We start from the raw sequence: 14,079 nt of genomic DNA on the forward strand, positions 1-14,079 counted from the left end.
CGACCTCCTCTCGATGTGTTCGACTTCGTCGAACGGCGCTTCGCGCCCACCCCCTGATGAACGCCTCCGCTCGGCCTTCCGAAGGGGCGGGTAGATCAAGATCAAAAGCCAAAGCCAAAGCCAAAGCAAAAGCAAAAGCCAAAGCAAAAGCCAAAGCAAAAGCCAAAGCGAGGCGGCCTGCCGGCCGGCCTGTTTGTGTGGGGTACGCGTTCCTGGAGCTGCTGATAGGCTGCGATCTCACTTGCGCCGACGGTGTTGACGACTGGTGGCTCTTGTCAGAAAAATCCGACAGGAGTACAAATGTACTCCATGACGACTTTAACCCCCCGCCGTACTGCCATCCTGACCTTTATCCGCGACCGCATCGCGCAACAAGGTCAGCCACCGAGCCTCGCCGAGATCGCCGAGGCTTTTGGTTTTGCTTCGCGCAGTGTGGCGCGCAAGCATGTGGTGGCCCTCACCGAAGCCGGTTTCATTGAGGTCAACGCCAATCAGGCGCGAGGTATTCGCTTGTTGAATCAGCCGCCCAGGCCCGAACTGCTGGATATTCCGGTGCTGGGGCGGGTGGCCGCCGGTGCACCGATCGGTGTCGATGCCCAGGTGCACAGTCGGCTGATGCTGGATCCGGCGATGTTTTCGCGGATTCCGGATTACCTGCTGCGGGTGCAGGGTGATTCGATGATCGAAGACGGTATTCTCGACGGTGATCTGGTGGGCGTACGGCGCAGTGCCGAGGCTGAAAACGGTCAGATCGTGGTGGCGCGGCTCGATGGTGAAGTCACGATCAAACGCTTTGAACGGGTCGCAGGGGGCGTGCGTTTGCTGCCACGCAACCCGGCCTATGCGCCCATCGTTGTGCACGCCGATCAGGACCTGGCCATCGAAGGGGTGTTCTGTGGGTTGGTGAGGCGAGGATGATGGGTGCCGTCGTTGCTCTGGATACTCTGTTCAATGCTGGCCAGGTCTGGAAAGGCCGGCCCGCCGCGCCACCGGCCAGCCCTCAACCGACAGGCCATTGGGCGCTGGATGCGGCGTTGCCCACGGGTGGCTGGCCAGAAGCGGCCCTGACGGAAATCCTGATTGCCGGGCAGGGTGTCGGTGAGTTGCAACTGGTGTGGCCGACCCTGGCGCGGTTATCCGCCGTGGGCGAACGAATTGTCCTGGTGGCGCCGCCCCATGTGCCATATCCGCAGGCCTGGCAGAACGCTGGCGTGGACCTGCGTCAGCTGTCGGTGATTCAGGCCAGTGAGCGCGATGCCCTGTGGGCGGCGGAACAATGCCTGCGCTCGGGCAGTTGCGGCGCGGTCCTGTGTTGGCCGCAGAAGGCTGATGACCGTGCCTTGCGCCGCTTGCAGGTGGCGGCCGAAACCGGTCAGACCCTGGCGTTCGCCTATCGCTCGATCAATGAGGCCATCAATCCTTCGCCAGCCGCCTTGCGTATCGCCATCGATGCCCGGCCCGCGCAACTGCGGGTACTCAAGTGCCGTGGCGGTCTGGCCCGCTCGGCGCCGATCGCCTTTGCGACAGGGCATTGAGGTTGGTATGCGCTGGGTCTGTATTCTTTTCCCGCAGCTTGCTCTGGATGCTGTGCTGCGTCAGCGGCCCGATCCCGATGAACCGCTGGCGCTGCTGACGGGCACTGCGCAGCGCCGGGTGGTGCAAGCGGTGAACGCCTCCGCTCGGGCGCTCGGCCTGCGCCCCGGGCAATCGCTGACCGCCGCTCATGCCTTGACCAAAGCCTTTGCCAGCGCCGAATACGACGTTGCCGATATCGAGCAGTGGCAGCAATTTCTCGCGGCCTGGGCCTACCGCTTCAGCTCCCAGGTCAGCGTGTTTTATCCCCGGTCCTTGTTGTTTGAAATCGAATCGAGTCTGGGCCTGTTCGGACCCTGGCCACAGTTCGAGGCGCGGCTGCGGGCGGAACTCACGGAACTGGGCTTTCGCCATCGTATCGTCGCAGCCCCCAATCCGGCGGCCGCGCGGGTATTGGCTAACGCTTACGACGGCCTGGCAGTGCCGGACAATGAAACCTTGCGCCGGATCCTGGGGCAGATGCCCATTGATCGCGTCGGGCTGGAGCAGGACGTCGCCACTGCCTTGTCGCGCATGGGCTTGCGGACCTTGAGTCAGGTTCAGGCGCTGCCACGCCATACCCTGGCGCGACGCTTTGAAGCCCAGGTGCTCAAGCACCTCGACACGTTAATGGGAGATCGGCCGCTGGTCCTGGCGTTTTACCAGCCGCCGGACCGCTTTGACGTGCGCATCGAGCTGAATTTCGATGTCCTGTCCCATCAGGCGCTGCTGTTCCCGTTGCGTCGGCTTACCGGCGATCTGTCGGCTTTTCTCTGTGGGCGGGACAGTGGCGTGCAGCGTTTTGATCTGCATCTGGAACATGCCGGGTTGCCGGACACGCAGGTCAAGGTCGGCTTGCTCAGCGCCGAGCGCGACCCGGCGATGCTCTTCGAACTGGCTCGCGGTCGACTGGAACAGGTGCAAGTGGAGTCTGCGGTTCGGGGCTTTCGCCTGGTGGCCCATGACTTGCCCAGGTTCGTCCCGCAACATCGGGAACTGTTCGAGGAGCGCCCACAGCAATCCTTGCCTTGGGAGCAATTGCGCGAACGTCTGCGTGCGCGGCTGGGCGATGACGCGGTACAGGGTCTGCGCTGGCAGGCCGATCACCGGCCGGAGCACAGTTGGCAGCCGAATGCCGATAGCCAGACGTGCCCGCCGAGCCTTGGCGTGCAACGTCCGGGCTGGCTGCTCACAGAACCGCTGCAGGTGCACGAAGGCGCGGCGCGGATTCTCATGGGGCCGGAGCGTATCGAGTCCGGCTGGTGGGACGGCGGCGATGTGCGTCGCGACTACTACCTGATCGAAACCCGCTCCGGCCAGCAGGCCTGGGCCTGGCGCACGGTGGGTGAGAGCGGGCCTTTGTGGCTGCAAGGCTGGTTCGCATGAGTGTCGAGTATGCCGAACTGCACTGCCTGTCGAACTTCAGTTTCCAGCGCGGAGCCTCCAGTGCCCGCGAGCTGTTCGAACGGGCCAGGCGTCAGGGTTATCAGGCTTTGGCGATCACCGACGAGTGCACCCTGGCCGGCATCGTCCGCGCTTGGCAGGCCGCTAAAGAGGTGGAGTTGCCGCTGATCATCGGCAGCGAAATGCGCATCGAAAATGGCCCGAAACTGGTGCTCCTGGTGGAGAGCCTGGAGGGCTACCAAACGCTTTGCCGACTCATCACCCGAGCCCGGCGTCGTGTGGCAAAGGGGCAGTACCAAGTGCTGCGCGAGGACTTCAACGAACCGTTGCCGGGACTGCTGGCGTTGTGGATGCCCGATACCCTCGAGGTTGGCGGGGAAGGGCGCTGGCTGCGCAAGGTCTTCGGCGACCGATTGTGGCTGGCCGTCGAGTTGCACTGCGGTCAGAACGATGCCCGACGGCTTGCGGGTTTGCTGGATCTGGCCGCTGCCCTGGAAATTCCGGCGGTGGCCAGCGGCGATGTGCATATGCACGCGCGCGGGCGCCGCGCCTTGCAGGACACCATGACCGCGATCCGTCATCACGTGCGCGTCGCCGAGGCCGGACAACGCTTGCACCCCAACGGCGAACGGCACTTGCGCAGCCTTGATGCATTGCAGGCACTCTATCCGCCGCAACTGCTTGAAGAGTCAACGCGCATTGCCCGGCGCTGCACCTTCGAGCTCGGCCAATTGCGCTATCAGTACCCGCGTGAACTGGTGCCTGAAGGGCAGACGCCGAAATCCTGGCTGCGCGAACTGACCGAACGGGGTATGCGCTGGCGCTGGCCTGAAGGCGTGGAAGACAAGGTGCTGGCGCTGATCGAAAAAGAACTGAAGCTGATCAGCGAGATGGGTTACGAGAGTTACTTCCTCACCGTCCACGACATCGTTCGCTTTGCTCGTGATCGCAACATTCTCTGCCAGGGACGCGGTTCGGCGGCCAACTCGGCGGTGTGTTATGCCTTGGGCATCACTGAAATCAATCCCAGCCTGATGAACATGCTGTTCGAGCGTTTCCTCTCCAAAGAGCGCAACGAGCCGCCGGACATCGATGTGGATTTCGAGCATGAACGGCGTGAAGAGGTTTTGCAGTATGTGTTTCAGCGCTATGGCCGGACCCGCGCGGCGCTCACGGCCGTGGTCAGCACCTACCATGGTGCCGGCGCGGTGCGGGATGTGGCCAAGGCCCTCGGTTTGCCACCGGATCAGGTCAATGCGCTGGCCGATTGCTGCGGCCATTGGAGTGATGAACCGCCTTCCGTGGAGCGCCTGCGTGAAGGCGGTTTCGACCCGGACAGCCCGGTGCTGCGCCGGGTGCTGAGCCTGACAGGGCAACTGATCGGCTTTCCCCGGCATCTGTCCCAGCATCCGGGTGGTTTCGTGATTTCCGAACAACCGCTGGACACGCTGGTGCCGGTAGAAAACGCGGCCATGGCCGAGCGTACGATCATCCAGTGGGACAAGGATGATCTGGACATGGTCGGCCTGCTCAAGGTCGATATTCTCGCCCTCGGCATGCTCAGTGCCATCCGCCGCTGTTTCGACCTGCTGCGCCGTCATCGCGGTCTGGATTTGAGTCTGGCGCAGGTGCCGAAAGAGGACCCGAAAACCTACGAAATGATCGGTCGTGCCGACACCATCGGGGTATTCCAGATCGAGTCCCGGGCGCAGATGTCGATGCTGCCAAGGCTCAAGCCGAAGGAGTTTTACGACCTGGTGATCGAGGTGGCTATCGTGCGGCCCGGCCCGATTCAGGGCGGGATGGTGCATCCGTACTTGCGGCGGCGTAACAAAGAGGAGCCTGAAACCTATCCGTCCGAAAAATTGAAGACAGTCCTGGAGCGCACTCTGGGGGTACCGCTGTTTCAAGAACAGGTCATGCAGATTGCGATTGTTGCCGCCGATTACAGCCCCGGTGAAGCCGACCAGCTACGTCGCTCCATGGCTGCCTGGAAACGTCACGGCGGTCTGGAACCGCATCAGGTACGGCTCAAGGAAGGCATGCTGGAAAATGGCTACACCGCCGAGTTCGCCGCGCAGATCTTCGAGCAGATAAAGGGCTTCGGCAGCTATGGTTTTCCCGAGTCCCATGCCGCCAGTTTTGCCTTGCTGACCTACGCCAGTTGCTGGTTGAAATGCCACGAACCGGCGGCCTTTGCCTGTGCGCTGATCAACAGCTGGCCGATGGGTTTCTACAGCCCGGACCAGATTCTTCAGGACGCCCGCAGGCATCATTTGCAGATCCGTGCGGTGGACGTGCGCGCCAGCGATTGGGACTGCAGTCTGGAACCTGTCCACGGTGAACAGCCGGCGATTCGCATGGGGTTGCGGATGATCCGTGGTTTTCGCGAGGACGATGCCCGGCGCATTGAAGCGGCACGCTTGGCCGGTGAATTTGTCGATATCGCCGATCTGGGTGAACGGGCGCGGCTCGACTCCCGGGCCCGGGAACAACTGGCCGACGCGGGTGCCTTGCGCGGGCTGGCCGGGGATCGGCATCGGGCGCGCTGGATCGTTGCCGGCGTGCAGAAACAGCTTGGATTGTTCGCCGGTTTGCCGAGTCAGGAGGAACCCGGGGTGTCCTTACCCAAACCGACGGTGGGTGAGGACCTGCAAGCCGACTACGCCAGCGTCGGCACGACCCTGGGCCCGCATCCGCTGGCCTTGCTACGTGGCGAACTCAAAGCCCGGCGCTGCCGCAGCTCGCGGGAATTACTCGAGGTCGAGCATGGGCGCAATGTCAGCGTCGCCGGGCTGGTCACTGGCCGGCAAAGACCCGGGACCGCCAGCGGCGTAACGTTCGTCACCCTGGAAGACGAGTTCGGCAACGTCAACGTGGTGGTCTGGCGCGACCTGGCTGAACGTCAGCGGCAGGTGTTGGTGGGTTCGCAATTGCTGAAGGTTGACGGCACGCTGGAGACCGAGGGTGAAGTGCGGCATCTGATTGCCGGGCGGTTGAGCGATTTGAGCTCGCTACTGACGGGGATCAGCGTGCGTAGCCGGGATTTCCGTTGAGCACGGATGATCGTTCCCACGCTCCGCGTGGTAACGCATCCCGTGACGCTCTGCGTCACAGCCGAAGGCGGACGCGGAGCGTCCATGGCGGCATTCCCACGCGGAGCGTGGGAACGATCATCAGGGGATGACCATCCAGATCAACTTGATCTACTTCGCGCAGACCCTGAACAATCCGGTATTGCTCGACTGGTTTCGCAAGCTGATCTCGCGGGCATCGAGAAGGCGATTCTGGATGTCGCTGCGACGCTGAAGTCTGAGTATCACCCGCTCAAGCATCTGATCGAGGTTTGAAGCCGCTGGGTATCTCTCGGTCAAGCCGATCATCAACGTGCGGCGGACTGACGAACGGGCACCACTGGTCTGATTGACGGTCGACAGAAGGGCATAGGCGAGGCCATGCTGATATCTGGTAATTGCGATAAAACGCGGTTGCCACCGATCAACAAACGGAGGTGTTCCATGCCGGTGAACCATGACCTTTATCAGGATTTGGGCTGCACGAAGGACGTCATTAAAGAAAAGAGCGCCAACGATCCCCATCTCCACTCGTTGCTTGAGAAATACACACGCATCGATGCCGACGTGCAGAAGGCTGAGGCTGCGGCGCTCGCTGATGATCAACTGAAGAAGCTCAAAGAGAAGCGTGTGGACATCAAAAAACAGATATCCAACCAGTTGAAGAATCAATCCTGAATCTGTGAAATCCTGAGCGAGGCTGCGCAGACTTCTGTGCACCCCGCCAGATTGGCTCGATGACCGATGAACAAGTAAATGGAACGGCCATAAATGCTAACGCCTCGAACTATCAGGGACTGATTTTTCAGGCTCCATGGGAGGTGACCATGAGTCATCCAAGATTTCCCAGTGAAGAGCAGGGCGGTTATGACCCGATGCAGAGGTCCCCTCAACCCTTGAGTCCAGGACGTATGACGGTTCATCCAGAGAACGCGCCGGGTACTGATGAACTGCCGGACAATGAAGCACTGCGTTCGCTGGATGAGGACGATGAAGCGGCGAATGATGCGGATCAGGTGCGTGAAAAAACTGACAACTGAGGTGTCCGACGCTTGAGCGCGTTACCTGACTGACTGGCATTAGCACAAGCCCGGCCCCTGAGTCGGGCTTTTCATATCTGGCTTATTTTGCGTTTGCCCGTTTCTCTACCCACCGCTACTCGGTGATAACGCGGTTGACGGTGTCCAACTGACCGGCTGCACCTTGGTCGGTACCAGCAGCAGGAATGCTGCGATGGCAATCACCAGTAACAGAACAATGTGGCGAATTTTGACTCGGCGGGGGGAATGATTCATCAAATGATAACTCCTGTCTGGGCCGGGATAGTCCGCTGTGTCATCTCACACAATGCCAGCATGGGCGATCCCGTTGTCAGTGGGCCAGAGGCGGGGGGATTGATTGGGAGCGTTCGGGCTCCCAATACAGGGTGCCGAAAAGATAGTCCGTCAGTGGGAAAACGATATTGAAATTGCATTCCTGCATCAGCTCGGGACGGTGATGCAGCTCATGCAGACGGCGCATCTGGCGAATCCACGGCAGGCGCGCGAGTGGGTTGCTGTGCGGCAGATGCTCGCAGGCGTGGAACACTTCATAGGCCAGATAACCAAGAATCATGCAGCCGGCAAACAGCCCGGCGACGTTGGCATTGAGCTGCTTGAGCAACCACCAGGCGGGCAGGGTAATCACCAGGCTGTGCAACACGATCAGCCAGGCCGGGAACAGAATCACCCGCCAGTCGCGGGCGCTGTCATAGGTCATGTAGCCGGGCACGAAAAAACTGTGGTGGTCACCGGTATGCCGCGCATAAAACATTCGCGCAAATGACTTTTTGTGATGCCCCAGATGCCGATGAACGGTGTAGATGCAAACGTTGAAAAACAGCAAGGTCAGGGGTACCGCCAACCATTCCAGCGGCTGCACCCGGTCCAGGGTGTGCCAGAAAAAACCGATGCACAGCAGACCAAAAACCAGCACAAAACCACCGTGCAGCCACGGGTTGTAGAGTGGATGAATGCTGGCGCGATAACGCATGCGCAATGCTTGAGTGGTCTGGCCCACCGCAGTCTCCTGTTTTAAGTGTTATTGAAAGAAGATTAGCCCCAGCCGAATTATCCAGCGAATGGATATTCGGAATGGGTGTTCAAGCGAGGCAACGCAATGATTCAATGCAAACGCGCCTACAGCCCCGCAGACACCCACGATGGTTACCGGGTGCTGGCCGAGTGGCTGGAAGACGAACTTGATCGAGGCGGGAGCTGTAGGAGCCGAGCTTGCTCGCGATGCAGGCAGCGCGGTCTGTCTGTTTCACCGTGGTGATGTCATTGCGAGCAAGCTCGGCTCCTGCAAGGCCGGTGTTAACCTGGATATCGGCGTAGATTTCGCCTTAACTCTCATCAAATCAGCGGATCCCAGCGTTGAGACCAGTCACTGTCGGCCTTGACCACTTCTCTGAGCAAGTCGAACGCCAGCTGCAAGGTGGCCGAGTCACGATCCCGTGAGTAGACCAGGTAAGTCGGGTAACTGAATTCCGGTGCCTTGGGCACCCGCTCCAGTACGCCGCTGTCGAGATAGCTTTGCACCACTCGGGTCCGGAAATAGCCGCAACCGCCATTTTCGAGGATGTACTGCAACGCCAATGGCCCGAGGTTGAAGCTGATGGCGGCTTTTGCCTTGTCCGGCAGTGCAGCGTCGTGTTGCCGCCGAAAGTCTTTGCCCCAATCGATATAGACATACGGCTGCGGATTGGCCGCCAACCGAACCTGAATGAGCTTTTCTTCCAGTAACTGCTCGACTTGCAGGCGTGGCCAATATTCGGGTTGATAAACCAGGGCTGCGTCCAGCACCCCCAGCTCAAGCTGGCGCAACAGGTTTTCGCCGTCGCGAATTTCCGTGCGCAACGCATGGCTTGGAATCTTTTCGCGCAACTCGCGAGCCCAACTGAGCATCAACGGGTTGCACAGGCTGACCTCACCCCCGATATGCAGCACGTTACGGTAACCGTCAGGCAACGGCAGATCGCGACGGGCCGCTTCCCAGGTCTGCACCAATTGATTGGCATAGACCACAAAGGCTTCGCCATCCGGGGTCAACCGGGCACCGGCGCGATTGCGTACGAACAAGGTGCAGGAGAGCTGACTCTCGAGCTTTTGCACGCGTGCGGTAATGGCGGTCTGGGTGACATGCAACTTCTCGGCTGCCGAGGCAAGACTTCCGTGGCGCACGATCTCCAGGAAGGTGCGGGCTAGATCGATGTCCATGGGCATCCCGGTATTCAAAAGGCTTTGCAGTGTAGAGCAACAGGCGCCGTTGCCGCACACCAACAGTGCGCTATGCGCTGTAGGAGCAGCCGGTTGACGCTCGATTGCTCGCGATAGCATCACCGCGGTGAAACAGACAGACCGCGCTGCCTGCATCGCGAGCAAGCTCGGCTCCTACAGGATTCCCACGCACTACACTGCAAATCACCCCGAACCCATGGAAGTCCCCATGACGGCAGCGAATATTCTCGAGACGGTTGAAGGTCAACGCCTGGCGGGTGTTGATGCCGATCGCTGGCGTGAGTGGGGGCCGTACTTGAGTGAGCGGCAGTGGGGCACGGTACGCGAGGACTACAGTGCCGATGGCGATGCCTGGCGCTACTTTCCCCATGATCATGCCCGCAGTCGTGCCTATCGCTGGGGCGAGGACGGGTTGGCGGGGTTCTCGGACAAGGCGCAGCACTGGTGCCTGGGGTTGGCGTTATGGAACGAACGCGACCCGATTATCAAGGAGCGGTTGTTCGGTCTGAACAACGCCGAGGGCAACCATGGCGAAGATGTCAAAGAACTCTATTTTTACCTCGACGGGGTGCCGAGTCATGCCTATATGCGCATGCTCTACAAATACCCTCAGGCGGCGTTTCCCTATGATGATCTGGTCACCGAAAACGCCCGTCGCGGCCTTGCGGATACCGAGTACGAAGTCCTCGACACCGGGGTCTTCGAGGACGATCGTTATTTCGATGTGACGGTGGAATACGCCAAGCACACGCCGGATGACATTTTCATGCGGGTCACGGTAGAGAACCGTTCCGATCAACCGGCGCGCTTGCGCGTGTTGCCGCAGCTCTGGGCGCGCAATACCTGGAGCTGGGATGCTGATGGGCACAAGCCACGTCTTGCCCTGAGCGGCGAGCACGTCATCGCGCGGCTCGCACATCGAGCCGACATGCAGGCCACTGCCTGGGGGCAGCCAGGCTGCGAGTGGTTGTTCTGCGACAACGAAACCAACTTTCCGAAACTCAATGGCCTGATGGCAACCGGACCGTTCAAGGACGGAATCAACGACTACATAGCCAACGGCGCCGGCAGCGCCATACGACGCGATGCAGGTACACGGGTGGCGGCGCATTTCACGCTGGAACTCGCGGGACGGGAAAGCAAAAACGTCTTCCTGCGCCTGGCTCCGGCGGGCGCCGAGCGGGTCAATGCCAGAACCTTGTTCGAGCAGCGGCGTGCCGAGGTCGACGAGTATTACGCTGCGCTGCAAGCTGACCTCGACGATGCAGACGCGCGCAATGTTCAGCGCCAGGCACTGGCCGGGTTGTTGTGGTCCAAGCAACTGTATTATTTCGACGTCAATCAATGGCTGGACGGTGATCCCACCCAACCGTCGCCACCCCCGCAGCGTGTCCACATCCGCAACACCCATTGGCGGCATCTCTCCAATTTCGACATCGTCTCCATGCCGGATACCTGGGAATACCCGTGGTATGCCTCATGGGACCTGGGCTTTCAGGCGGTGGCCTTTGCGTTGATTGATCCGGGTTTCGCCAAGCAGCAGTTGCTGCTATTGGTCAAAGACCGCTTCATGCACCCCAACGGCCAATTGCCGGCTTACGAATGGCGCTTCGACGACGCCAATCCACCGGTCCATGCCTGGGCTTGCTGGCGGGTTTATCAGCGCGATAAGGCCCTGACCGACACCGCTGACATGGACTTCCTCGAGCGGATTTTCCACAAACTGCTGTTGAATTTTTCCTGGTGGGTAAACCGCAAGGATGCCGAGGGCCGTAACTTGTTTCAGGGCGGTTTTCTGGGGCTCGACAACATTGCGCTGTTCGACCGCTCAGCCGCGCTGCCACCGGGCTACCAGCTCGATCAGGCTGACGGTACGGGGTGGGTTGCCGCCTACTCACTGGACTTGATGCGCATCGCCCTTGAACTGGCCAAGCGCAACGCGGTGTATGTCGACATCGCAGTGAAGTTCTTCGAGCATTTCCTGTACATCGCCGGGGCGATCAACCGCGTTGATAGCACCTCTGAAGGGCTGTGGGATGAACAGGACCGGTTTTTCTACGACGTTCTGCACCGTCCAGACGGGCAGAGCGAACCGCTGCGGTTGCGCTCCATTGTCGGGTTGATGCCGCTGTTTGCGGTGCAGGTACTGGAACAGCATGAGCACGAGGGATTGCCGGGTTTGCGCGAGCGTCTGTTCGCATTCATACGGCATCGCCCGGACCTTGCCAATCTGGTTTCACGCTGGACCGAGCCGGGTGAAGGTAATCGCTTCCTGCTGGCGCTGCTGCGTGGCGAGCGCACCAAAGACTTGCTCAAACGCATGCTCGAAGAAACCGAATTTCTCTCCGAATTCGGTATTCGCTCGCTCTCCAAAGCCTTCGCCGATCAACCTTTTGCCATGCAAATGAACAGTAATACGCTGTGCGCCCGCTATGAACCGGCGGAATCCGGCTCGCGGCTGTACGGCGGGAACTCCAATTGGCGCGGGCCGCTGTGGATGCCGATCAATTACATGCTGATCGATTCATTGCGTGAGTTTCATCGTTACTACGACAACAGTTTTTCGGTCGAATACCCCAGTGGGTCGGGCTATTTTGCGTCACTGGCTGAGGTCGCCGACCGCTTGAGTCAGCGTCTGACGAAGCTGTTTCTACAGGACGAAAACGGCTGCCGGCCGTCGATGTCCGGGTATCCGCAATTGCAGGCCGATCCGGCCAGTCGCGATCTGCTGTTGTTCCATGAGTACTTTCATGGCGAGACCGGGCGCGGCTTGGGGGCTTGTCATCAGACCGGGTGGAGCGCGTTGGTGGCATTACTGTTGCAAAAGCAAACCTGAGCCAGGGCGCCCATGAATCCCGCCGGTCAGCGGGATTCATGGGTGAGGATTCAAAACGCAAAACACGAACAGCCAAACGCTCCCCAGAACCCCTGGAAGTCACTCACCGGCACCGAAGACAAGCGCGCCCGCTCATGACTGTGGGCGTGCACGCCGCAAGGGCCGACGCATTGATGGACCTGAGCCGTCAGTGGTGCACCCGGTTTCCAGTGCCCCGGTGCTTTCACCACGGGTGACCAGTCGGGCATCACCGGCAGGGTGGGTGGCGCCAGTTTGTCAAACTCGAGGGCGCCGTGTACTACCTTGCCGTCGACCACGGTCAGCACTGATTCGATCCATTTGATGGCTTCGTCGTCGACGCTGAAGTAATCGGCTGAGAGCGCTACCAAGTCTGCCAATTGTCCGACCTTGAGCTGGCCTTTTTTACCTTGTTCGGAGGAGAACCAGGCACTGCCATGGGTGAACAGTTCCAGTGCGGTGTCACGGCTCAGGCCCTGTGGGTACAGCTCAAGACCGCCGACGGTGCGCCCGCTGACCAGCCAATAGAGCGAAGTCCATGGGTTATAGCTGGACACCCGCGTGGCATCGGTGCCGGCGCCGACCGGGATACCTTCGGCGAGCATGCGTGTGATCGGTGGTGTGTGCTGCGCAGCTTTTGCGCCGTAGCGGTCGACGAAGTATTCGCCCTGGAACGCCATGCGGTCCTGAATGGCGATGCCGCCACCCAGCGCGCGGACTCGTTCGATGTTTTCAGGCGTGATGGTTTCGGCATGGTCGAAGAACCACGGCAGACCGTTGAACGGAATATCGCGGTTGACCTTCTCGAACACGTCGAGCATCCGCGTGATCGACTCGTTATAGGTGGCGTGCAGCCGGAACGGCCAACGCTGTTCGACCAGATGGCGCACCACCGGCTCCAGTTCCTGTTCCATGGTTTGTGGCAGGTCCGGGCGCGGTTCGAGGAAGTCTTCGAAGTCGGCGGCCGAGAACACCAGCATTTCCCCGGCGCCGTTGTGCCGCAGGAAGTCATCGCCCTGGCCGTACGTCGAAGTACCGGTCCAGTTCTTGAAGTCGCTCAGTTCTTCCTTGGGTTTTTGGGTGAACAGGTTGTAGGCGATACGGACGGTGAGTTGCTTGTCCCTGGCCAGTTGCTGGATGACTTGATAGTCGTCCGGGTAGTTTTGATAACCGCCCCCGGCATCGATGGCGCTGGTCAAGCCGAGGCGGTTGAGTTCGCGCATGAACTGGCGGGTCGAGTTGACCTGATATTCCAGCGGTAGCTTCGGCCCTTTGGCGAGGGTCGAATACAGGATCATCGCGTTGGGGCGCGCAATCAGCATGCCGGTGGGATCGCCATTGGCATCGCGCTGGATCTCGCCACCCGGCGGGTTCGGGGTGTCACGGTTGTAGCCGACTACCTTTAATGCGGCGCGATTGAGCAGGGCGCAATCATAGAGGTGCAGGACGAAGACCGGGGTGTCCGGCGCGGCTTTGTTCAGTTCTTCAATCGTCGGCATGCGCCGTTCGGCGAACTGGAACTCGTTCCAGCCACCGACCACCCGGACCCATTGCGGCGCCGGTGTGCGATCGGCCTGATCCTTGAGCATGCGCAAGGCGTCGACCAGTGATGGCACGCCTTCCCAGCGCAGTTCCAGGTTGTAGTTCAGACCTCCGCGAATCAAGTGCAGGTGCGAATCATTGAGGCCGGGGATCACCGTGCGTCGTTGCAGGTCGATGACCTGCGTGGCATCGCCGCGCAGGGCCATGGCCTCGGCATCACTGCCGACGGCGATGAATCGCCCCTCCTTGATGGCGACGGCGGTGGCCTGGGGTTTTTCACGGTCTACGGTGTGCAAGCGACCGTTATAAAGAATCAGATCGGCTGGGGCGTTGGGCATGGTACTGCTCCCTGCTG

The 14,079-nt window shown here is 60.5% G+C and carries 10 protein-coding genes and 2 pseudogenes; 8 read left to right on the forward strand and 4 right to left on the reverse strand.

Annotated elements, in window-relative coordinates:
* The first annotated feature begins 300 nt into the window (after positions 1–300).
* The 7 genes and pseudogenes from lexA (at position 301) to AC07O1_RS28215 (ending at position 7,090) form a co-directional block, all read left to right on the forward strand.
* Positions 301–918, forward strand: coding sequence for a transcriptional repressor LexA (gene lexA / locus AC07O1_RS28185; RefSeq protein WP_494993303.1), 618 nt, complete (start codon positions 301–303; stop codon positions 916–918).
* On the forward strand, positions 918–1,535 hold the full coding sequence (imuA, locus tag AC07O1_RS28190) for a translesion DNA synthesis-associated protein ImuA (protein ID WP_495090913.1): 618 nt from the start codon (positions 918–920) through the stop codon (positions 1,533–1,535). Before lexA ends, imuA begins: the two co-directional genes overlap by 1 nt.
* Before the next feature lie 7 nt (positions 1,536–1,542).
* Entirely contained in the window at positions 1,543–2,958 is a 1,416-nt protein-coding gene (locus tag AC07O1_RS28195; RefSeq protein WP_494993301.1) for a Y-family DNA polymerase, read from the forward strand.
* Complete coding sequence (locus tag AC07O1_RS28200) at positions 2,934–6,032, forward strand: error-prone DNA polymerase (RefSeq protein WP_495090914.1); 3,099 nt, start codon at positions 2,934–2,936, stop codon at positions 6,030–6,032. The genes AC07O1_RS28195 and AC07O1_RS28200 overlap by 25 nt, the downstream gene beginning before the upstream one ends.
* Before the next feature lie 213 nt (positions 6,033–6,245).
* A pseudogene (locus AC07O1_RS28205) lies at positions 6,246–6,326 on the forward strand (GntR family transcriptional regulator); the annotation flags it as partial.
* Positions 6,327–6,494: 168 nt separating this feature from the next.
* Complete coding sequence (locus AC07O1_RS28210; RefSeq protein ID WP_494993299.1) at positions 6,495–6,728, forward strand: hypothetical protein; 234 nt, start codon at positions 6,495–6,497, stop codon at positions 6,726–6,728.
* A gap of 59 nt (positions 6,729–6,787) precedes the next feature.
* Entirely contained in the window at positions 6,788–7,090 is a 303-nt protein-coding gene (locus AC07O1_RS28215; protein WP_495090915.1) for a hypothetical protein, read from the forward strand.
* Between the two features lie 105 nt (positions 7,091–7,195).
* Here the strand turns inward: AC07O1_RS28215 and AC07O1_RS28220 are convergent, their stop codons facing one another.
* The 3 genes and pseudogenes from AC07O1_RS28220 to AC07O1_RS28230 form a co-directional block, all read right to left on the reverse strand.
* Positions 7,196–7,345, reverse strand: a complete 150-nt coding sequence (locus AC07O1_RS28220; protein ID WP_495090916.1) for a hypothetical protein — start codon at positions 7,343–7,345, stop codon at positions 7,196–7,198.
* 100 nt (positions 7,346–7,445) lie between these two features.
* Positions 7,446–8,108: pseudogene (locus tag AC07O1_RS28225) on the reverse strand (sterol desaturase family protein); the annotation flags it as partial.
* Positions 8,109–8,443: 335 nt separating this feature from the next.
* Positions 8,444–9,307, reverse strand: a complete 864-nt coding sequence (locus tag AC07O1_RS28230) for a LysR family transcriptional regulator (RefSeq protein WP_495090917.1) — start codon at positions 9,305–9,307, stop codon at positions 8,444–8,446.
* 229 nt (positions 9,308–9,536) lie between these two features.
* On the opposite strand from AC07O1_RS28230, the gene AC07O1_RS28235 reads away from it, so the two are divergent.
* On the forward strand, positions 9,537–12,164 hold the full coding sequence (locus tag AC07O1_RS28235; RefSeq protein WP_495090918.1) for an MGH1-like glycoside hydrolase domain-containing protein: 2,628 nt from the start codon (positions 9,537–9,539) through the stop codon (positions 12,162–12,164).
* Positions 12,165–12,214: 50 nt separating this feature from the next.
* On the opposite strand, the gene AC07O1_RS28240 is transcribed toward AC07O1_RS28235, so the two are convergent.
* Positions 12,215–14,062, reverse strand: coding sequence for an amidohydrolase (locus tag AC07O1_RS28240; RefSeq protein ID WP_495090919.1), 1,848 nt, complete (start codon positions 14,060–14,062; stop codon positions 12,215–12,217).
* Between the last annotated feature and the right edge of the window lie 17 nt (positions 14,063–14,079).

This window comes from Pseudomonas sp. GW821-FHT07G10 (genome assembly GCF_059418545.1).

What these genes read in the sequence shown, in the direction of transcription:
- lexA (WP_494993303.1), top strand. Translation starts at nt 301, where the DNA reads ATGTACTCCATGACGACTTTAACCCCCCGCCGTACTGCCATCCTGACC.
- imuA (WP_495090913.1), top strand. Translation starts at nt 918, where the DNA reads ATGGGTGCCGTCGTTGCTCTGGATACTCTGTTCAATGCTGGCCAGGTC.
- AC07O1_RS28195 (WP_494993301.1), top strand. Translation starts at nt 1,543, where the DNA reads ATGCGCTGGGTCTGTATTCTTTTCCCGCAGCTTGCTCTGGATGCTGTG.
- AC07O1_RS28210 (WP_494993299.1), top strand. Translation starts at nt 6,495, where the DNA reads ATGCCGGTGAACCATGACCTTTATCAGGATTTGGGCTGCACGAAGGAC.
- AC07O1_RS28215 (WP_495090915.1), top strand. Translation starts at nt 6,788, where the DNA reads ATGACCGATGAACAAGTAAATGGAACGGCCATAAATGCTAACGCCTCG.
- AC07O1_RS28220 (WP_495090916.1), bottom strand. Translation starts at nt 7,345, where the DNA reads ATGAATCATTCCCCCCGCCGAGTCAAAATTCGCCACATTGTTCTGTTA.
- AC07O1_RS28230 (WP_495090917.1), bottom strand. Translation starts at nt 9,307, where the DNA reads ATGGACATCGATCTAGCCCGCACCTTCCTGGAGATCGTGCGCCACGGA.
- AC07O1_RS28235 (WP_495090918.1), top strand. Translation starts at nt 9,537, where the DNA reads ATGACGGCAGCGAATATTCTCGAGACGGTTGAAGGTCAACGCCTGGCG.
- AC07O1_RS28240 (WP_495090919.1), bottom strand. Translation starts at nt 14,062, where the DNA reads ATGCCCAACGCCCCAGCCGATCTGATTCTTTATAACGGTCGCTTGCAC.